Annotated in this window: 15 protein-coding genes and 1 pseudogene; 14 read left to right on the top strand and 2 right to left on the bottom strand. The window is 59.9% G+C overall.

Annotation, left to right across the window (positions count from 1 at the left end; all coding sequences use genetic code 11):
• The first annotated feature begins 13 nt into the window (after positions 1 to 13).
• The 13 genes and pseudogenes from aroB (at position 14) to ACTG2S_RS16895 (ending at position 12,717) form a co-directional block, all read left to right on the top strand.
• On the top strand, positions 14 to 1,096 hold the full coding sequence (gene aroB, locus ACTG2S_RS16955) for a 3-dehydroquinate synthase (RefSeq protein WP_167565066.1): 1,083 nt from the start codon (positions 14 to 16) through the stop codon (positions 1,094 to 1,096).
• Positions 1,086 to 2,666, top strand: a complete 1,581-nt coding sequence (locus ACTG2S_RS16950; protein WP_439982982.1) for an SPOR domain-containing protein — start codon at positions 1,086 to 1,088, stop codon at positions 2,664 to 2,666. The genes aroB and ACTG2S_RS16950 overlap by 11 nt, the downstream gene beginning before the upstream one ends.
• A gap of 70 nt (positions 2,667 to 2,736) precedes the next feature.
• Positions 2,737 to 3,609 (top strand): Dam family site-specific DNA-(adenine-N6)-methyltransferase, encoded by an 873-nt coding sequence (locus tag ACTG2S_RS16945; protein WP_005335008.1) that lies wholly within the window; start codon positions 2,737 to 2,739, stop codon positions 3,607 to 3,609.
• A gap of 190 nt (positions 3,610 to 3,799) precedes the next feature.
• Complete coding sequence (gene rpe / locus ACTG2S_RS16940; protein WP_005335006.1) at positions 3,800 to 4,474, top strand: ribulose-phosphate 3-epimerase; 675 nt, start codon at positions 3,800 to 3,802, stop codon at positions 4,472 to 4,474.
• Positions 4,461 to 5,129: a phosphoglycolate phosphatase gene (locus ACTG2S_RS16935; protein WP_139442215.1), complete on the top strand. Its 669-nt coding sequence runs from the start codon at positions 4,461 to 4,463 to the stop codon at positions 5,127 to 5,129. The genes rpe and ACTG2S_RS16935 overlap by 14 nt, the downstream gene beginning before the upstream one ends.
• 42 nt (positions 5,130 to 5,171) lie before the next feature.
• A pseudogene (gene trpS, locus ACTG2S_RS16930) lies at positions 5,172 to 6,174 on the top strand (tryptophan--tRNA ligase).
• A 118-nt stretch (positions 6,175 to 6,292) separates the two neighbouring features.
• On the top strand, positions 6,293 to 6,508 hold the full coding sequence (locus tag ACTG2S_RS16925) for a hypothetical protein (protein ID WP_005334997.1): 216 nt from the start codon (positions 6,293 to 6,295) through the stop codon (positions 6,506 to 6,508).
• A gap of 21 nt (positions 6,509 to 6,529) precedes the next feature.
• On the top strand, positions 6,530 to 7,111 hold the full coding sequence (locus tag ACTG2S_RS16920; RefSeq protein WP_005353985.1) for an aminodeoxychorismate synthase component II: 582 nt from the start codon (positions 6,530 to 6,532) through the stop codon (positions 7,109 to 7,111).
• Positions 7,112 to 7,387: 276 nt separating this feature from the next.
• Complete coding sequence (locus ACTG2S_RS16915; protein ID WP_274160815.1) at positions 7,388 to 8,605, top strand: aspartate aminotransferase family protein; 1,218 nt, start codon at positions 7,388 to 7,390, stop codon at positions 8,603 to 8,605.
• A gap of 76 nt (positions 8,606 to 8,681) precedes the next feature.
• Positions 8,682 to 9,701: an arginine N-succinyltransferase gene (gene astA / locus ACTG2S_RS16910; protein WP_005334994.1), complete on the top strand. Its 1,020-nt coding sequence runs from the start codon at positions 8,682 to 8,684 to the stop codon at positions 9,699 to 9,701.
• A 72-nt stretch (positions 9,702 to 9,773) separates the two neighbouring features.
• Positions 9,774 to 11,243, top strand: a complete 1,470-nt coding sequence (gene astD, locus ACTG2S_RS16905; protein WP_274160816.1) for a succinylglutamate-semialdehyde dehydrogenase — start codon at positions 9,774 to 9,776, stop codon at positions 11,241 to 11,243.
• Positions 11,244 to 11,424: 181 nt separating this feature from the next.
• Positions 11,425 to 12,222 carry a DUF1338 domain-containing protein gene (locus tag ACTG2S_RS16900; protein ID WP_274160817.1) on the top strand — a complete coding sequence of 266 codons (798 nt, stop codon included), beginning with the start codon at positions 11,425 to 11,427 and terminating at the stop codon, positions 12,220 to 12,222.
• A gap of 234 nt (positions 12,223 to 12,456) precedes the next feature.
• The gene (locus tag ACTG2S_RS16895; protein WP_042082617.1) at positions 12,457 to 12,717 is read left to right on the top strand and encodes a hypothetical protein; all 261 of its coding nucleotides are present in this window, start codon (positions 12,457 to 12,459) and stop codon (positions 12,715 to 12,717) included.
• An 84-nt stretch (positions 12,718 to 12,801) separates the two neighbouring features.
• Here ACTG2S_RS16895 and ACTG2S_RS16890 read toward each other — a convergent pair whose 3' ends face one another.
• Entirely contained in the window at positions 12,802 to 13,404 is a 603-nt protein-coding gene (locus tag ACTG2S_RS16890; RefSeq protein WP_042082614.1) for an HAD family hydrolase, read from the bottom strand.
• 173 nt (positions 13,405 to 13,577) lie between these two features.
• On the opposite strand from ACTG2S_RS16890, the gene ACTG2S_RS16885 reads away from it, so the two are divergent.
• Positions 13,578 to 14,954, top strand: coding sequence for an MDR family MFS transporter (locus ACTG2S_RS16885; RefSeq protein ID WP_274160818.1), 1,377 nt, complete (start codon positions 13,578 to 13,580; stop codon positions 14,952 to 14,954).
• A gap of 110 nt (positions 14,955 to 15,064) precedes the next feature.
• Here the strand turns inward: ACTG2S_RS16885 and nifJ are convergent, their stop codons facing one another.
• Entirely contained in the window at positions 15,065 to 18,610 is a 3,546-nt protein-coding gene (nifJ, locus tag ACTG2S_RS16880) for a pyruvate:ferredoxin (flavodoxin) oxidoreductase (protein ID WP_376891819.1), read from the bottom strand.
• Between the last annotated feature and the right edge of the window lie 7 nt (positions 18,611 to 18,617).

The following is an 18,617-nucleotide window of genomic DNA, read 5'->3' as shown; positions in this document are numbered from 1 at the left end:
CTAGAGGACGTCCATGGAACGGTTGAAGGTCGAACTGGGTGAACGCAGCTATCCCATCGAGATAGCTGCCGGGTTGTTGCAGCGCCCCGAGGCGCTGGTATCGACCATCAAGGGCAAGCGGGTGATGATAGTGACCAACACGGTCGTTGCTCCGCTTTATCTTGAACGGGTAACCGCTCTGCTGTCGGGTTTTCAGGTTGAACACCTGATCCTGCCTGACGGTGAGGCATACAAGAACCTGGCGACCTTTGAGCAGATCATGTCTGCTCTGCTTGAAACCAACCATGGGCGCGATACGACACTGATCGCTCTGGGGGGCGGCGTGATCGGGGATGTGGTAGGCTTTGCGGCAGCAAGCTATCAACGTGGCATTCCTTTTATCCAGATCCCGACCACCCTGCTCTCCCAGGTTGACTCCTCTGTTGGCGGTAAAACCGCTGTCAACCACCCCCTCGGCAAGAACATGATTGGGGCTTTTTATCAGCCCAAACAAGTTGTTATCGATACCGAATGTCTGAGTACCTTGCCAGCCCGCGAATTTGCCGCAGGGATGGCCGAGGTGATCAAGTACGGCATCATTTGGGATGCTGATTTCTTCACCTGGCTGGAGCAGAACATGGTGCGTCTGCAACAGCTGGAACCTGCCGCGCTGGCCTACGCCATCAAACGCTGCTGCGAGATCAAAGCCGATGTGGTCGGTCAGGATGAGACCGAGCACGGCGTCCGTGCGCTGCTTAATCTGGGCCACACCTTTGGTCATGCCATCGAGGCCGAACAGGGGTATGGCAACTGGCTGCATGGTGAAGCGGTATCCGCTGGCACCATGCTGGCAGCTTGGACTGCGCAGGCCCGTGGCGATATGAGCGAAGCGGACGTTGCGCGAGTGCGCGCTCTGCTGCTGGCCGCCAATTTGCCCATTCATGCGCCTGCCGAGATGGATTTCGCCGCCTTTATTCGCCATATGCGCCGTGACAAGAAGGTGCTGGAAGGCAAGCTGCGTCTGGTGTTGCCGGTTGGTATCGGCCATGCGCAGGTGGTGGGGGATGTGTCCGATGCCGAGTTGCTGGCGGTGATCGAGTCTGGTCGTGACGAATAAACTGCTAAAACTTCCTTCCCAGCGGCAGCTGGTTGACCGGCTGCTGCATCTGATTGAATTCAATCACCCTTTCATTTTTCTCTCCGGTAAACCCGGTTGTGGTCGCGGTACCCTGTGCGAATCCCTGCTCGGCGTGTTGCCGGAAAAAGTGCGGGTGGTAAGCCTGATTGGTACGCCTGCCATGAAGATGGTGGATGTACGCCAGCTGTTGCTACCACAGGTAGTGGCGCGCCCGCTGTTCAATCCACAGGATGCGCTGGCGGAGAGCTTCTTTCGCATGCTGGAGGGGAGCAAGCCTGCCACCCTGTTGCTACTGATAGAGCGTGCCGACCAGTTGCCGGCCGAATTGCTGGGAGAGTTGTGGGCGATCATCCGTCATAACGATACCCTGGCGGCGCCCCATCAGCTGGCCATTATCGTCTCGGGCAGTGACGTCTGGTGTCGTACCCAACGACCGCAGCTCAAAGGGCGTGCCATGCCAGCACTTGAGCTGGAAGTGCCGCCACTGAGCCCGCCCGAGCAGCGCATCTTCTTGTATGAGAAAGCCAAAGAGCTCAAGATCCCGGCGACCCTCTTGCCCAAGCCGCAAGTGGAGGAGATCCTGAAAACGGCGAACGGACATCCGTCCACCATCATGCAGTTACTGGAGGATATCATGACCGACAGAAGGCCCAAGAAGCGTCAGGCGGAGTTGCCTGTCAAGAAGATTGCCACCGCTATCGCGCTGGTCGCTGGCGGGCTGCTGGCGTTGAGCTACCTGCTGCCTGCGCTGTTTGACAATGAAAGCAAACCGGCGCTGCAGGATCCTGCGCAGAACACGGCATTGCCGATCCCGGTAGCGGGAGGCGATCCCCTCACCGCTGGCGGTTCGAATACCGATGCCGCTGCACAAGGCGCTCAAAACAGTGATGCAGCCAGCAATCCAAACGGGGTTGTGAAAGATTGGCAGCCGGAGGCGAAAGTGCTGCCCAAATCGGTGGAGAGCGAAACCGTGACCACCGAATCAACCAATTACGAAGGGCGTCGGGTGGTGATCTCTGACGAGGTCGTGCAAAAGCTGATGACCGAACCCAAGGTGAGCGGCGCTCTGCCTACTGACGTGGTGGACGAGCTGACCGGCAAGAACCCGAGTGGCACAACCCCCAGTGGTGCAATCGCAACCACGGCGCCAGCCAGTACCGCCAAAGCACTGAATCCGGCGACAACCGCAACGCCTGCTGCTACCACCAAAACAGCCAGCAACGAGCCGGTTGCCGCGCCTGCACCCAAGGTGCTCCTGACACCGGTCGCCACCTTGAACAAGAAGCCGCGCAACCACTACAGCGTTCAGTTGATGGGGGCGAGCAATACCAAGGCGGTGGATCAATTTGTCGCCGAGCATGGTCTGGCGGGTAAGGTCTGGGTCTATCAGACCAAATTCCGTGGCAGCCCCTGGTACGTTGTGCTGCAAGGGGATTATGCCGGTCTGACCCAGGCCAAGAGTGCCATTCGCAAGCTTCCGCCAGCTTTGCTGAAAGGTCAGCCCTGGCCCAAGTCGTTTGCACAGGTACAAAAAGAGCTGAAGCAATAGCCTTGATACCGGATAAGGGGGTAGAATCGTCCCCCTTTTTGGGTCTTGCCTTCTTACACACCGGATTTCCATGAAAAAAACACGCGCTTTTTTAAAATGGGCCGGGGGAAAATACTCCCTGGTTGAAGAGATCGCCGAGCGCCTGCCGGCCGGGCGTGTGTTGCTGGAGCCCTTCGTCGGGGCCGGGTCTGTGTTTCTCAACACCGACTACGACGCGTATGTGCTCAACGACATCAATCCGGATCTGATCTGCCTGTACAACCACCTCAAGCTGACGCCGGACAGTTTCATTGCCGAGGCGCGCAAGCTGTTTGTGGCAGAGCACAACCACAAGGCGGCCTATTACCGGCTGCGTACCCAGTTCAATCAGACCGAGACCACCTTCGAGCGGGCACTCTTGTTCCTGTTTCTCAACCGTCACGGTTTCAACGGACTGTGCCGCTACAACAAGAAGGGCGGCTTCAACGTGCCGTTCGGTTCCTACAAGAAACCCTATTTCCCGGAAAAAGAGCTGTGGGCCTTTGCCGAAAAGGCGCAGAAGGCGACCTTTATCTGCGAGAGCTACGCCGATGCCATCAAGCGTGCCGAAGAGGATTGGGTTATCTATTGCGATCCTCCCTATGCGCCGCTCTCCACTACGGCGAGCTTCACCACCTATGCCTCCGGCGGGTTTACCCTGGATGATCAGGCGATCCTGGCGCGACTGGCCCGTCACACAGCCGCTCACAAAGGGGTGCCAGTGCTGATCAGCAACCATGATATCGAGCTGACTCGTGAGCTTTATCGCGGTGCCCGCCTCGACGAGATCCTGGTCAAGCGCACCATCAGTCGCAACGGCGGCACCCGTAACAAGGTGGCCGAGTTGCTGGCGCTCTATCCCCCCGGTATCGAGCCGGAGCAGGGCTACTATCCCAGCGACAGTGAACTGCTGCCACTGACGTAACAGACCATGCGGCGCCCAGGGGCGCCGTTTTTTTATGGGCGCGTCTGGGCCCGTGCCGATGCCGCAAAACCCGGGTGGTTGGGGGAGGGGAGGCGATTGCCCCATTTACCCCGCATTCGAGTCGTTTTCGCCCGCCTTTTACGTTAAAATTGCGCCGCTTTTTCTCCCTGGCTGCCAATGGATGATGCTGATGAAAGACTTTCTGATTGCCCCCTCGATCCTCTCTGCCGATTTTGCCCGTCTGGGTGACGATGTAGCCAAGGTACTGGCTGCCGGTGCCGACGTGGTTCACTTCGACGTGATGGACAACCACTATGTCCCCAACCTGACCATTGGCCCCATGGTCTGTCAGGCGCTGCGTGACTACGGTATCGAGGCCCCCATCGACGTGCACCTGATGGTCAAGCCGGTGGATCGCATCATTCCTGATTTTGCCAAGGCCGGTGCTTCCCTCATCACCTTCCATCCGGAAGCGTCCGATCACGTTGATCGCTCTTTGGGCCTCATCAAGGAGATGGGCTGCCAGGCGGGTCTGGTGCTGAATCCTGCTACCTCGCTCTCCTGCCTCGAGTATGTGATGGACAAGTTGGACGTGATCCTGCTGATGTCGGTCAACCCGGGCTTCGGTGGCCAGAGCTTTATCCCCGGTACCCTAGACAAGCTGCGTCAGGTGCGTCGTCTGATCGACGAGAGCGGCCGCGATATTCGCCTCGAGATCGATGGCGGGGTGAAGGTCGACAACATTCGCGAGATCGCCGAAGCGGGCGCCGACATGTTTGTCGCCGGCTCTGCCATTTTCAGCCAGCCTGACTATAAAGCGGTGATCGACAAGATGCGTGCGGAGCTGGCTCATGTCACACGCTGAGCGCGCATTTGATTTGGTGCTGTTCGATCTGGACGGCACCCTGATTGACAGCGCCGCCCAGTTGGCGCTGGCGGTCAATCTGACTCTGGCAGACCTCGGTCTGGCGCAGGCTGATGAAGCGGTGATCCGTACCTGGGTCGGCAACGGGGCTGACAAGCTGATCCAGCGGGCGCTCGCCTATCGCGAGGCCGATCCCGAGCTGTTTGCCAAGGCCAGACCGATTTTTTTCCAGCACTACAACGCCTGCCTGCTGCAAGGGCTGGCGATGTATGAAGGGGTGGCCCAGAGTCTGCGTCGCCTGCAAAGCCTGGGCTACAAGCAGGCGATCGTTACCAACAAGCCGAGCGATTTCGTGGCACCCATCCTCGATGCCCTTGGCATCAGCGATTGTTTCGAACTCTGGCTTGGCGGCAACTGCGTGCCGGTCAAGAAGCCGAGCCCGGAGCCCTTGCTGCACGCTTGCCAAGAGTTGGGGGTGAGCCCGGCTCGCACTCTAATGGTGGGCGACTCAGAAAATGACGTGCTGGCGGCCAAGGCGGCTGGCATGAAGGTGGTGGGTCTTACATACGGCTACAACTATGGCCGTCCCATCGCCGACTCCCATCCAGACTGGGTATTCGAGCAGTTTGCCCAGCTCGATGCACTTTTGGTCTAATAGCGCAGCTGGGCTGGCTGAATAACAAGGATTAACACTCTCATGACTAAACCAATCGTATTGAGCGGAGCGCAACCCTCCGGTCAACTGACCATCGGCAACTACATGGGGGCCCTGCGTCAGTGGGTCAACATGCAGGATGAGTTCGACTGCCTCTACTGCATCGTCGATCTGCACGCCATCACCACTCGTCAGGACCCGGCTGCCCTGCGCAAGGCTTGTCTGGACGCGGCAGCCCTCTATCTGGCGGTCGGTATCGATCCCAAGAAGAGCACCGTCTTCATCCAGTCTCACGTGCCGCAGCACGCCGAGCTGGGCTGGATCCTCAACTGCTATACCCAGATGGGTGAGTTGTCGCGCATGACCCAGTTCAAGGACAAGTCCGCTCGTTTCGAGAACAACGTCAACGTCGGCCTGTTCGGTTATCCGGTGCTGATGGCGGCCGACATCCTGCTCTATCAGGCTAATCAGGTGCCGGTCGGCAACGACCAGAAGCAGCATCTGGAGCTGACCCGCGACATCTGCACCCGTTTCAACAACCTCTATGGTGAGGTATTCACCATGCCGGAGCCCTTCATTCCGACCGAAGGGGCGCGGGTGATGAGTCTGCAGGATCCGACCAAGAAGATGTCCAAGTCGGATGACAACGAAGCCAACTTCATCGGCCTGCTGGAAGATCCCAAGCAGATCGTCAAGAAGATCAAGCGTGCGGTGACCGATTCCGACGAGCCGGCGGTGGTGCGTTTCGACCCGGAAAACAAACCGGGTGTCTCCAACCTGCTGACCCTGATGTCCGGGGTGACGGGTCGCTCCATCCCCGAGCTGGAGCAGCACTTCGAAGGCAAGATGTACGGTCACCTCAAGACCGAAACCGCCGAAGCCGTGGTTGCGCTGCTGGAACCTCCAGGCCCGTTTCCACGAGTTGCGTCAGGATGAGGCCCATCTGATCGCGATTCTGGCAGAAGGCGCACAAAAGGCGCGCGAAAGAGCTGAAAAAACCCTGACCAGCGTATATGATGTAGTCGGCTTCGTTCCTCGAGCCTGACATACTGGGAAGGTGTAGTAGAAGAGAGCTGGGTATTTGCCTGGCTTTCTTTATTTTCTGCCCGGCTATTTTGTTTAATTTCTTTATTTCAACCTGGGTAATATCCCCAAGAGAAAGCATGCCTGTTCAACCAACTATTTCTGCTGAAGAGCTGAGTGACAAAGGTCACTGGCTACGTAAATTTCGCAAGGCGAAAAACCTCAATACCCTGCAGTTGATGGTCTCCAATGCCATCGACAAGCACCATAAAACCCCTGCCGTTGCTGCCGCCATCTATCTGGCCGAGTGTCAGCGTGAACGGGAAATGGAACAAGGTCGTTATCTCGATCGTTAATTCTCCGCTGTTGGTTATCTCATGCTGTTGTTGATCGATAACTACGACTCTTTTACCTGGAACCTGGTGCAATATTTCGGCGCCCTGGGACAAGAGGTTGTGGTCAAGCGCAATGATGAACTGACGCTCGATGCCATAGCGCAGCTCTCCCCCCGTTTTCTGGTGATCTCTCCCGGTCCCTGTACGCCCAATGAGGCGGGGATCTCTCTCGACGCCATCAGCCACTTCGCTGGCAAGCTGCCCATTCTCGGCGTCTGTCTCGGTCATCAGTCGCTGGCGCAGGCCTTCGGCGCCCGCGTAGTGCGTGCCCGTCAGGTAATGCACGGCAAAACCTCGCTCATCCGCCATCGCCATGAGGGGGTGTTCAAGGGGCTCAACAACCCGCTGCGGGTGACCCGTTACCACTCGCTGGTGGTGGAGCGCGACACGCTGCCCGACTGCTTCGACATCACCGCCTGGAGCGAGCATGCCGATGGCTCGTTTGACGAGATCATGGGGCTGCGCCACAAGACGCTCCCTGTCGAGGGTGTTCAGTTCCATCCGGAGAGTATTTTGAGCGAGCAGGGCCATCAGTTGCTGGCCAACTTTCTGGCGCGTTCATAAAAAGTTGTGATCGCCTTCTCAAGTTCGAGAGAAGGCAAAAAAAATTTCCCTGACACTTTATTCACCCCCTCTCCTGCCCAAATTATCTCTTGCCAAGCCCCCCTGAGTCGTTATGCAATGCGGTTGCCTAAAATCTCAAGAGCAATCGAACATTGTTCCTTATAGGCCGTCTTGTTACAGACTTTTTACTTTATTTCTGTGATAATCCCGTCACGTTTACACGGATTTAACTTTTGGGCGGTGGATTATTCTGTCGCCGAATCGAAGGAGAGCTATATGTCAGAGTTGTTGGCAGTGACACGTGAAGTGTTTGATGAAGTGATGGTTCCCAACTATGCGCCCGCCAAGATCATCCCGGTGCGTGGTGAAGGGTCACGTGTCTGGGATCAGGAAGGGCGCGAGTATGTCGACTTCGCCGGTGGCATCGCCGTCAACGGTTTGGGTCACTGTCATCCCAAGCTGGTCGAGGCCCTGAAAACCCAGGGCGAGAAGCTGTGGCACCTCTCCAACGTCATGACCAACGAGCCGGCCCTGCGTCTGGCCAAGAAGCTGGTTGCCGCCACCTTCGCCGACAAGGTCTACTTCTGCAACTCCGGCGCCGAAGCGAACGAAGCCGCTCTCAAGCTGGCTCGCCGCTACGCCATCGAGAAGTTTGGCGAGCAGAAGACCCAGATCATCGCCTTCAATCAGGGCTTCCACGGTCGTACCTTCTTTACCGTCAGCGTCGGTGGCCAGGCAGCCTACTCAGATGGCTTCGGTCCCAAGCCCGGTGACATTACTCATGTTCCCTACAACGATCTGGCGGCGCTGGCCGAGGTGATCTCCGACAACACCTGCGCCGTGGTGATGGAGCCGCTGCAAGGGGAGGGGGGCATCATTTGTCCTACCGACGAGTTTGCCAAAGGGGTGCGCGAGCTGTGCGACAAACACAATGCCCTGCTGGTGTATGACGAAGTGCAGTCAGGGGTCGGCCGGACCGGTGATCTCTATGCCTATATGGGGCTGGGTGTCACGCCGGACATCCTCACCAGCGCCAAGGCACTGGGAGGCGGTTTCCCCATTGGCGCCATGCTGACTACCAACGAAATCGCCTCTTACCTGAAAGTGGGCACTCACGGCTCTACCTACGGCGGCAACCCGCTGGCCTGTGCGGTCGCCGAGGCGGTGATCGATGTGATCAATACTCCGGAGGTGCTGGCTGGCATCAAGCAGCGCGAGCAGCTGTTCCGCGAGGGGCTCGAGGCAATCAACGCCAAATACCACTGCTTTAGCGAGATCCGCGGCAAGGGTCTGCTGCTGGGCGCGGCCCTGAGCGATGCCTACAAGGGGCGTTCCCGCGACTTCCTGCTGGCCTCCATCGATCAGGGGCTGATGGCACTGGTGGCTGGTACCAACGTGGTTCGTTTTGCCCCTTCACTGGTGATCCCGGAAGCGGACATCAAGGAAGGGTTGGCCCGCTTCGAGAAGGCGGTTGCCCAGGTGGTTAACGCCTGATTCCAAATTGAGGTGGGGAGCTCTCCCGGCAGGAGCCGGGACCCCACCTGTCGTCAATGAAAGGGAGTTGTCATTTATGTTGGTTATCCGTCCCATCGAGCAAAAAGATTTTGCCGGGCTCAAGACCTGCGCCATCGAGTCCGGCACCGGCATGACCTCGTTGCCCGTCAACGATGAGCTGCTGCAGCGCAAGATTGACGCATCTACCCAGACTTTTTCCGACAAGCCCGCCGGCAAGGGGGACTGCCTCTACTTCTTCGTGGCTGAGGATCTGGAGACTGGCGAGATGGTCGGCACCTGTGCCATCGATGCCGCGGTTGGCCTCTCCCAGCCGTTTTACAACTACCACATAGGCAAGGTGGTGCACTCTTCCCCCAAGCTCGGCATCTACAACGTCGTTGAAACCCTGACCCTCTCCAACGACTACACCGGCAACTCCGAGCTCTGCACCCTGTTCTTGCGCGAATGTGCCCGCGAGGGGCTCAACGGCCGCCTGCTCTCCAAGCACCGCTTTCTGTTTATGGCCGAGCACCCCGAGCTGTTTGACGAGACCGTCTTCGCCGAGATGCGTGGCGTCTCCGATGCCAACGGCCACAGCCCTTTCTACGAGTGGCTGCAAACCCACTTCTTCTCGATGGATTTTCCCACCGTCGACTACCTTACTGGGATCGGCAAGAAGCGCTTTATCGCCGAGCTGATGCCCAAGTACCCCATCTACGTCAATTTGCTGAGCAAAGAGGCACGGGCCGTTATCGGCCAGACCCACGAGAAGACCCGCCCTGCCATCAAGATGCTGCAGGACGAGGGCTTCGTGAACCGTGGCTACGTCGATATTTTCGATGCAGGCCCCACCGTCGAGTGCGATGTGAAGAATATCCGCAGCGTGCGCCGCAGCAAGAAGCTGCGGGTGCTGGTGGGCGAGCCCATCGGTGGCAAGACCCACCTTATCTGCAACAGCCGTTTCGAACATTACCGCGCCTGCTACGGCAATATCCGGGTCGATCTCGACAAGCACGAAGCCATCATTCCGCCCAAGATGGCGGCGGCACTCAAGGTGCAGGATGGCGACATGGTGCGGGTGGTTGACCTCGACTGAGGTAAACAGGACAAGCAAATCGATTATCAGACAGGCAGCCGAGGTTGCCTGTCAGCGACAGGGAGTGAATGGATGAGCCAGTTAGTGCAATTTATCGACGGTCAGTGGCTTGCCGGTGAAGGCAAGCCGTTCGAGTCAACCGATCCGGCCAAGAACGAGGTGATCTGGCAGGGGGCTGCCGCCAGTGCGGCGCAGGTGGATGCCGCCGTCAAGGCCGCCCGTGCCGCCTTCTACCACTGGGCGGACATGAGCCTTGAGGATCGTCTGGCCATAGTGCGTCGTTATGCCGACCTGCTTGGCGAGCAGAAAGAGGCGCTGTCCCTGACCATCGCCCGCGAAACAGGCAAACCGCTGTGGGAGACCCGCACCGAAGTGGCCGCTATGCAGGGCAAGATTGCCATCTCCATCCGGGCGCACGACGAGCGCACCGGCACCGTTGAAAATGCCATGCCGGGCGCCAAGGCGTTTGTCCGTCACAAGCCCCACGGTGTGGTGGCGGTGTTCGGCCCCTACAACTTCCCGGGCCATCTGCCCAACGGCCATATCGTACCTGCACTGATCGCGGGTAACGCCGTGGTGTTCAAACCCTCCGAGCTGACCCCTATGGTGGCCGAGGCCATGGTCAAGGTGTGGCAGCAGGCCGGATTGCCCAAGGGGGTGCTCAATCTGGTGCAAGGGGAGGTCGAGACTGGCAAGGCGCTGGCGGGCAACCCCGATATCGACGGCCTCTTCTTTACCGGCTCCTCCCGCACCGGTCATTTCCTCCATCAGCAGTTTGCCGGTCAGCCGGGCAAAATTCTGGCTCTCGAGATGGGCGGCAACAACCCGCTGATCGTGAAAGATGTGAGCGACATCGACGGCGCCGTCCATGCCATCGTCCAGTCGGCATTTATTACCTCGGGTCAACGTTGCACCTGCTCCCGCCGCCTGTTTGTCGAGCGCGGTGAGCGTGGCGATGCCCTGGTCAATCGACTGGTCGAGGTGGTTAGCCAGATCAAGGTCGGCCTCTATGACGCAGCCGAGCAGCCTTTCATGGGGTCGATGATAAGCGAGAAGGCAGCACAGGGCATGGTCGAGGCGCAAGCCAACCTGCAGCGCCTCGGTGGCGAGAGCCTGCTTACCCTCAAGCACCTGGAAGCGGGTACCGGCTTTGTCTCCCCGGGCATTATCGACGTGACCTCAGTGAGCGCGCTGCCTGACGAAGAGTACTTCGGCCCGCTGCTGCAACTCATTCGTTACGATGATTTCGATGCTGCCATCGATCAGGGCAATGCTACCCGTTATGGTCTTTCGGCCGGTCTGCTGGGGGACAAGGAGACGGACTGGCACCACTTCTTCAAGCGGATCCGCGCCGGTATCGTCAACTGGAACAAGCCCATCACCGGTGCCTCCAGTGCCGCGCCGTTTGGTGGCATTGGCGCCTCTGGCAACCACAGGGCGAGCGCCTACTACGCCGCAGACTACTGTGCGTACCCGGTTGCCTCTGTCGAAGACAGCAAAGCCGCTATGCCGGATCAGCTGTCTCCTGGTTTGACGTTTTAAGAGCAAACGGGGATGCCAATGCAGCAGAGATGGCTCAACGCCGCCGACTACTGTGTCATATCCCCGGTTGCCTCTGCAAAGCTGCCATGCCGGATCAACTGTCGCCCGGCCTGCGCTTCCAATAACGACACGGGGCATCCAGCGGTGCCCCCATCTGTACCCGCAATCAAAGGAAAGAGAGATGCAAAAGGATATCGACACCCTGTTCAGCCATCTGTGGGACAACTACATCAAGGTGACCCCGAGCGCCCCCAAGGTGCACACCCTGCTGGGTGGCGGCGAGCCCATCGTCAACGATCACGTGGCGTTTCGTACCTACAACCTGCCCAAACTGGGGCTGGAGAAGCTGGCCGCCCACTTTCTGGCGCTCGGTTACGAGCAGAAGGGCGAGTACGTCTTCAAGGCCAAGAAGCTCTACGCCAAGCACTTCGAGCATCAGGATCCGGACGCTCCCAAGGTGTTTATCAGCGAGCTGAAGGTGGAAGAGCTCTCCCCAGCGGCGCAGGCCATCATCCACAAGCTGGCGGATCAGGTACCCGATCATCTGACCGATACCCCGGCATTTCTCTACACCGGCGCCCCCTGGCAGGTCTCCTATGCCGATTATCAGACCCTGCTGGCGGAGAGCGAGTACGCGGCCTGGATGGCAGCATGGGGCTATCGTGCCAACCACTTCACGGTCAATATCAACAAGTTGAAGGATTTCGACACCATCCATCAGGTCAATGCTGCGCTCAAGGCGGCGGGTTTCGTGCTCAACAGCGTGGGTGGCGAGGTGAAAGGGGACCCGCAGGTGATGCTGGAGCAATCCTCCACCATGGCCGACAAAGCAGAGGTGCCGTTCAGCGATGGGGTGCGTACCATCCCGAGCTGCTTCTACGAGTTTGCCCTGCGCTATCCGCAAGCCGATGGCGTGCTCTATCCGGGCTTCGTCGAGGCCTCGGCGGACAAGATCTTCGAATCGACGAATGCCATGTAACGGGAGCGACCCTGTTTCAGTCGCAACGCCTCCTTTGTGGAGGCGTTTTGTTTGGCGCAGAGTGACGGTATCGGGTGTTGTCTGACGTCGCGTGAAGAGGGGATTTGGACGGCGCCTAACAGGTGAAAATTTGTTGATAAAAATGTGAACGAGATCACTTGAGACGACACAGATTGACGCTGGCGGTGGAGCAAAAAGGAGTAGAATGGCGCTTTATTTTTGCGGAGCCAATCGATGCCTAACTATCACTTTTTCAAGCAGGGTCAGGCGCTTACCTATCTAGATGCCAATGCGCCCAGCTATAGCGATGAGCGTCGTCAACTGGTCGAACAGGGATTTGCCGCCATCGCCGCCCCCACCTTTGCAGATACCCCGGCCGAAGCCCTTGAGCTGCTTCGCACTCATCAGGCACTACAGGATGAGGCGCAGGCCAACGCCCTTTGTCTGACGGTTGCCAGCATTCCGGCGGTGATTGCAACTCTGTCCGGGCACTGACGCTGCCGCCATGCTCACCTGAATAAAAAATGGTGCCACTGTCGTGACACCATTTTATCGGTTTGCCTGCTTGCCCTGAGTACTTTACCGCTGGTGCAGGTCACCTTCGATAACCAGCACGGTATCCATCCCTGCCGCCTTGCCAGCCTCAAGCCCGATCCGGGTATCTTCAAACACCAGACAGTTGGCCGGATTGGCGCCGAGCAATTCGGCCACCTGCAAGAAGGTATCAGGGTGCGGCTTGTGGTTGGTGACGTCATCGGCGCTCACCACCACAGAGATATAGGCATCGAGCCCGGTAGTTTTCAGGATGGAGTCCGCCTGATTGCGCGGTGAGCCGGTGCCAATCCCCATCTTGACCTTGCCGTGATAGTGCCTGACCAGCTCCCACATCTTGGGAAAGACGCTGACCTTGTCGATATGTTCCATATAGAGGGCAATCTTGCGACGGGTAAAAGCCTCGACATCCACCGTCAGCCCCTGCTGCTCGGCCAGCATGGCGATGATCTTGCGGGTGGGAATGCCGCCGTACTGATAGAGCTGATCCCGCTCGAAGGGGATGCCGAACTCGGCGCAGGTGAGCTCCCAGGCATCCAGATGGAGGGGCATGGAATCTACCAAAGTGCCATCCATATCGAAAATCAGGGCATCGTAGTGATCAAACCCGTACTGCTCACGCTCGCTCATGGGGGCTCCTCGAATCAAATAGAGCAGGCTAGCAGAAACGGTCGGCGTTTTGTGGGATCGGCCTCATGGTTGGGCAGATTGTGGCCGTCGTTTTTTCTATCTCTTGCTGATTTGTGAGACAATAATCCGTTCATTGCCGGATACTTTGGCATATCAGATCAGCGAGTCCGCTTATGACCTCGAAAATATCCCCCAAAACCATTTTCTCCAGTGTGGCGCTGGTGATCGCGCTCGGTTCACTGGAAAAGAGCATAGTCACTACCCCGCTGCCCATGATTGGCGCCGAGCTGCATGCCGGTGGCGCCCTCACCTGGGTGGTCACCGCCTACCTGCTGGCGGCCACCGCCGTGCTGCCTCTCTACGGCAAGCTGAGCGATCTCTTTGGCCGGGTGCGGATGCTCAATATCGGCATCGGCCTGTTTCTGGCGGGCTCGGTGGCCTGTGCGCTCTCTCAGGATTTGCCGACCTTGCTGGCTGCACGGGTGCTGCAAGGGCTGGGGGGCGGCGGCCTGATTGCCCTCGCGTTTACCGTGATTGCCGACACCATTCCGCCGCGGGAGGTTGGCAGGTATCAGGGCTACATCTCGGCGGTCTATGCGGTCTCCAGCATCGCCGGCCCCTTGCTCGGCGGCTACTTCACCGAGCAGCTCAGCTGGCGCTGGATCTTCTGGATAAATCTGCCGCTCGGGGCGCTGGCGGTCTTTCTCATCAACCGCAACCTCAAGCTGCTCAACGTGCGTCGCCATAGTCGCTTCGACTGGAAGGGGGCGGGTCTGCTGATTACTGTCACTACGCTCACCCTGTTGCTGCTCTCGCCGGAGGCGGCGTTGCCCGCAGTCTGGCTTTCGGCGGCGCTGGGCGTTGCGCTGCTGCTGCTCATTCTGATTGAGCGGCGTGCCCACGACCCCATATTGCCCGCCCATCTGGCCCGGCTGCCCGGCTATCTGGTGAGCGTGCTGCTGGTGATGCTCTCCCAGTTGCTGATGTTTGCCGTGCTGGTCTATCTGCCGTTGCAGATGCAGTGGCAGAAGGGGTTGAGCGCCAGCGAGAGCGGGATGAGTATGGTGATCTTCATGATCTGCATCACCGCCGGCGCCTTTGTCGGTGGCAAGCTGATTGGCCGTACCGGTCACTACAAGAGCTTTGTTGCGGTGGGCTTTGGCCTCGCGGCGGTGGCGCTGTGGCAGATCCACTTCGATGCCTGGGTCAGACTGGCGCTCGGGTTTGCCGGTATTGGTCTCGGTCTGGTGCTGCCCGCCCTCTCGGTGGTGGTACAGAATGCCCTGCCGCGGCAGGATCGCGGCATCGGCATGTCGCTGTTCAACTTCGGGCGGGAGCTTGGCGGTGCCGTCGGCGTGGCTATCTGCTCCATGCTGTTTCACTTCCGCCTGCCAGCCGGCAGCGATGGCGATCTGAGCCGGCTTGCCCCCGATCTGCTGGCCCCGGGCTTCAGCGCGACCTATATCGGCATGGCACTGATCGCCACACTGGCGCTGTTCATCACATTGCTGGCGTTGAAGCGCCATGAGCTGGCCTCCATCAGCGCCTGATTTGGCCTGCGCCGATATTGGCTCACCATAGATAGCATCAGGGCTCCCCGCGGGGAGCCCTGTTGTTATTTGGCGGATAGAGTGGCTGCTGCCATCAAGCCATGCGCGAGTTACTCCTGCGCTGGACTCTCCTTGCCCGCCAGCTGGCTCAGCCAGGCGAAGCGGCGGTTGGCCTCCTGCTCAGCCTCTTGATAGAGCTGGCTGGCCACCTCAGGCAGCTGGCGCTCCAGCCGCTGGAAGCGGGGCTCGTGGCGCAAGGTCTCGGCCAGCGAGGCATTGGGGGCTCGCGAGTCGAGCGCCAGCGGCAGTTTGCCCTCGTCAGCGCGGCGCGGATCGAAGCGGTAGAGGGGCCAGAAGCCGGTGGCGGTCAGCTGCTTCATCTGCTCATGGCTCTCGGCCATGTCGTAGCCATGCTCCTCGCAGGGGCTGTAGGCAATGATAAGTGAGGGGCCCGGGTAGGCTTCCGCCTCCTGAATCGCCTTCACCGTCTGGTTCATCTGGGCGCCGAGGGAGATCTGCGCCACATAGACGTGACCATACATCATCACGCTGGCCCCGAGATCCTTGCGCGCCTTGCGCTTGCCCTGCTCGCCAAACTTGGTAATGGCCCCAAGCGGGGTTGCCTTCGACTGCTGGCCGCCGGTGTTGGAGTAGCACTGGGTGTCGAGCACCAGCACATTGATGTTCTCCCCCAGACTCAGCACATGGTCGAGCCCGCCAAAGCCGATGTCATAGGCCCAGCCATCGCCACCGATGAGCCAGACTGATTTTTCCACCAGATAGTCCGCATCGCGAGCCAGCTCTTGGGCTGCCGGGATCTGGCTCTCCTGCAGCAGTGCTCGCAACTGCTGGATATGTGCCCGCTGCTTGGAAACCGGCAGGGTGGCATCGCCGAGCGCCTCGCGCAGCGCTGCCGGAATGGTGTCGCCCAGGCTCGCCAGCAGGCGGCGAACCCGCTCCCTGTGCTGATCGACGGTAAGACGGAAGCCCAGTCCGAACTCGGCGTTGTCTTCAAACAGCGAGTTGGCCCAGGCTGGACCGCGCCCCTCGGCGTTGGTGGTATAGGGGGTGGTAGGCAGGTTACCGCCATAAATGGACGAGCAACCGGTGGCGTTGGCAATCAGTAGCCGATCGCCATAGAGCTGGGTCAGCAGCTTGATGTAGGGGGTCTCGCCACAGCCGGAGCAGGCGCCGGAGTATTCAAACAGCGGCGAGATGAGCTGGGAGGTGCGAATGTCGATGCGCTCCAGCTGCTCGGCGCTACGCTCCGGCAGGTCGAGGAAGAAATCGTAGTTGGCCCTCTGCTCGTCGAGGTGATCGAGCCGTGAAGCCATATTGATCGCCTTGCGATCCGGGTTGCTGCGATCCTTGGCCGGGCACACCTCGACGCAGAGGTTGCAGCCGGTGCAATCCTCCGGCGCCACCTGCAGCACGTACTGCTGGCCGCGCATGTCACGGGATTTCACATCCAGCGCATCGAGAGTGGCGGGAGCTGCGGCGAGCGCATCCGGTTCCACCACCTTGGCGCGAATGGCCGAGTGGGGACAGGCGGCGACACAGTAGTTGCACTGGGTGCAGAGCTCCGCCTCCCAGATGGGGATCTCCTTGGCGATATTGCGCTTCTCCCAGCGGGTGGTGCCGACCGGCCAGGTACCATCAGGCGGGAAGGCGGAGACCGGCAGGCTGTCACCCAGTCCCGCCAGCATGGCGGCGGTGACGGTCTGGACAAAGTCGGGGGCCTTGGCCGAAACCACCGGCGGGCGGGGGCGGCTGGCAGGATCCAGCTCGCCAAGTTGCACCCGGGTCAGTGCGGCGCAGGTTGCCTCCAGTGCCATCCAGTTGTGCTCGACCAGTGTCTGCCCCTTGCTGCCATAGCTGGTGGCGATGGCTTGCTTCAGCAGGCTGGTCGCCTCTGCGGGGGGAATGATGGCGCTGAGCTGGAAGAAGGCCATCTGCATCACGGTATTGATGCGGTTGCCGAGCTGGCAGTCGCGGGCAATTTTGGCGGCGTTGATGATGTAGAAGCGCGCCTCTTTCTCGCGCAGGGCGTGCTGCACCTCGCTGGGTAGTCGTTGCCAGATCTCCGCTTCGCTGTAGGGGGTGTTGAGCAGGAAGATGCCACCCGTTTTCAAGCGCTCCGCCATCCGGTACTTGTCGACAAACTGCCACTGATGGCAGCCGATAAAGTCCGCCTCTTCCACCAGATAGGCCGATTGCAGCGGCCGCTCGCCCACCCGCAGGTGAGAGACGGTGAGGCCGCCCGCCTTCTTGGAGTCGTAGACGAAATAGCCCTGCGGATAGAGGTCGGTGTGGTTGCCGAGGATCTTGATGCTGTTCTTGGCCGCCGAGACGGTGCCGTCGCTGCCAAGGCCGTAAAAGAGCGCCTCCAGCTTGTGCTGCTGGCCGTGGATGGGGCTTTGCGAATCCAGCGCGGGCAGCGGCAGTGAGAGACCTGTGATGTCATCGAAGATGCCGACGGTAAAGCGTGGGCGCGGGTTCTCCTGCGCCAGTTCGGCAAACACCGCCAGCGCGCAGGCGGGGCCGAACTCCTTGGAGGAGAGGCCATAGCGACCACCGATAACCCGCGGCAGGCTTGCCCGCTCGCCCCGGCTGACCGCTTCGGCCAGCGCCGTCATCACGTCGAGATAGAGGGGCTCGGCCTGTGCGCCCGGCTCCTGGGTGCGATCCAGCACGGCGATGGTGCGGGCACTCTCCGGAATCGCGGCCAGCAGGTGCCCGGCCGAGAAAGGACGGAACAGCCGCACCTTCACCAGCCCCACCTTCTCCCCTTGGGCCAGCAGGCGCTCGATCACCTCTTCACAGGTGCCGATGGCCGAGCCCATCAGCACCACAATCCGCTTCGCCTGCGGGTGGCCGACGTATTCAAATGGCCGGTAGTGGCGGCCGGTCTGTTCGCCAAAGGCTTGCATCGCTTCGCTCACATGGCCATAGGCGGCGTCATACCAGGGGTTGCTCGCCTCCCGGCATTGGAAGTAGGTGTCCGGGTTGGCGGCGGTGCCGCGAATGACCGGTTTGTCGGGGGTGAGCGCCCGGTCACGATGAGCACGGATGGCATCTGCGGGCAGCAGGGCACGCAAGGTGTCGTCAGCGAGCGGCGCTATCTTGGCGATCTCGTGAGAGGTACGAAAGCCATCGAAGAAGTGGATAAAGGGGAGGCGGCTGTTGAGGCTCGCTATCTGGGAGATCAGGGCGAAATCCTGCGCCTCCTGCACATTGCTGGCACAGAGCATGGCGCAGCCGGTCTGGCGTACCGCCATCACGTCCGAATGATCGCCAAAGATCGATAGCGCATGGGTCGCCACGGTACGCGCCGCCACATGCAGCACGAAGGGAATCAGCTGACCCGCCAGCTTGTAGAGGTTGGGGATCATCAGCAGCAAACCCTGCGACGAGGTAAACGAGGTCGCCAGCGCGCCGGTCTGCAGGGCACCGTGGACGGCAGCGATGGCCCCCCCTTCCGACTGCATTTCGACAACCCGGGGCACATCCCCCCACAGGTTCTTGCCCCGCTCGCTCGACCAAGCCGACGACTGCTCAGCCATGGCCGAGCTGGGGGTGATGGGGTAGATGGCGATGACTTCGCTGGTGCGGTACGCCACCGAGGCGACTGCGTTATTCCCGTCTGTGGTGATCATCTGTTTT

The organism is Aeromonas sp. 82P (assembly GCF_051919365.1).
Lineage (GTDB): Bacteria > Pseudomonadota > Gammaproteobacteria > Enterobacterales > Aeromonadaceae > Aeromonas > Aeromonas veronii.
This window is presented reverse-complemented; position numbering and strand designations above follow the sequence as displayed.

Excerpts from the sequence above, each read along its gene's own strand:
- aroB (WP_167565066.1), top strand. The coding sequence starts at position 14 with ATGGAACGGTTGAAGGTCGAACTGGGTGAACGCAGCTATCCCATCGAG.
- ACTG2S_RS16945 (WP_005335008.1), top strand. The coding sequence starts at position 2,737 with ATGAAAAAAACACGCGCTTTTTTAAAATGGGCCGGGGGAAAATACTCC.
- rpe (WP_005335006.1), top strand. The coding sequence starts at position 3,800 with ATGAAAGACTTTCTGATTGCCCCCTCGATCCTCTCTGCCGATTTTGCC.
- ACTG2S_RS16935 (WP_139442215.1), top strand. The coding sequence starts at position 4,461 with ATGTCACACGCTGAGCGCGCATTTGATTTGGTGCTGTTCGATCTGGAC.
- ACTG2S_RS16925 (WP_005334997.1), top strand. The coding sequence starts at position 6,293 with ATGCCTGTTCAACCAACTATTTCTGCTGAAGAGCTGAGTGACAAAGGT.
- ACTG2S_RS16920 (WP_005353985.1), top strand. The coding sequence starts at position 6,530 with ATGCTGTTGTTGATCGATAACTACGACTCTTTTACCTGGAACCTGGTG.
- ACTG2S_RS16915 (WP_274160815.1), top strand. The coding sequence starts at position 7,388 with ATGTCAGAGTTGTTGGCAGTGACACGTGAAGTGTTTGATGAAGTGATG.
- astA (WP_005334994.1), top strand. The coding sequence starts at position 8,682 with ATGTTGGTTATCCGTCCCATCGAGCAAAAAGATTTTGCCGGGCTCAAG.
- astD (WP_274160816.1), top strand. The coding sequence starts at position 9,774 with ATGAGCCAGTTAGTGCAATTTATCGACGGTCAGTGGCTTGCCGGTGAA.
- ACTG2S_RS16900 (WP_274160817.1), top strand. The coding sequence starts at position 11,425 with ATGCAAAAGGATATCGACACCCTGTTCAGCCATCTGTGGGACAACTAC.
- ACTG2S_RS16895 (WP_042082617.1), top strand. The coding sequence starts at position 12,457 with ATGCCTAACTATCACTTTTTCAAGCAGGGTCAGGCGCTTACCTATCTA.
- ACTG2S_RS16890 (WP_042082614.1), bottom strand. The coding sequence starts at position 13,404 with ATGAGCGAGCGTGAGCAGTACGGGTTTGATCACTACGATGCCCTGATT.
- ACTG2S_RS16885 (WP_274160818.1), top strand. The coding sequence starts at position 13,578 with ATGACCTCGAAAATATCCCCCAAAACCATTTTCTCCAGTGTGGCGCTG.
- nifJ (WP_376891819.1), bottom strand. The coding sequence starts at position 18,610 with ATGATCACCACAGACGGGAATAACGCAGTCGCCTCGGTGGCGTACCGC.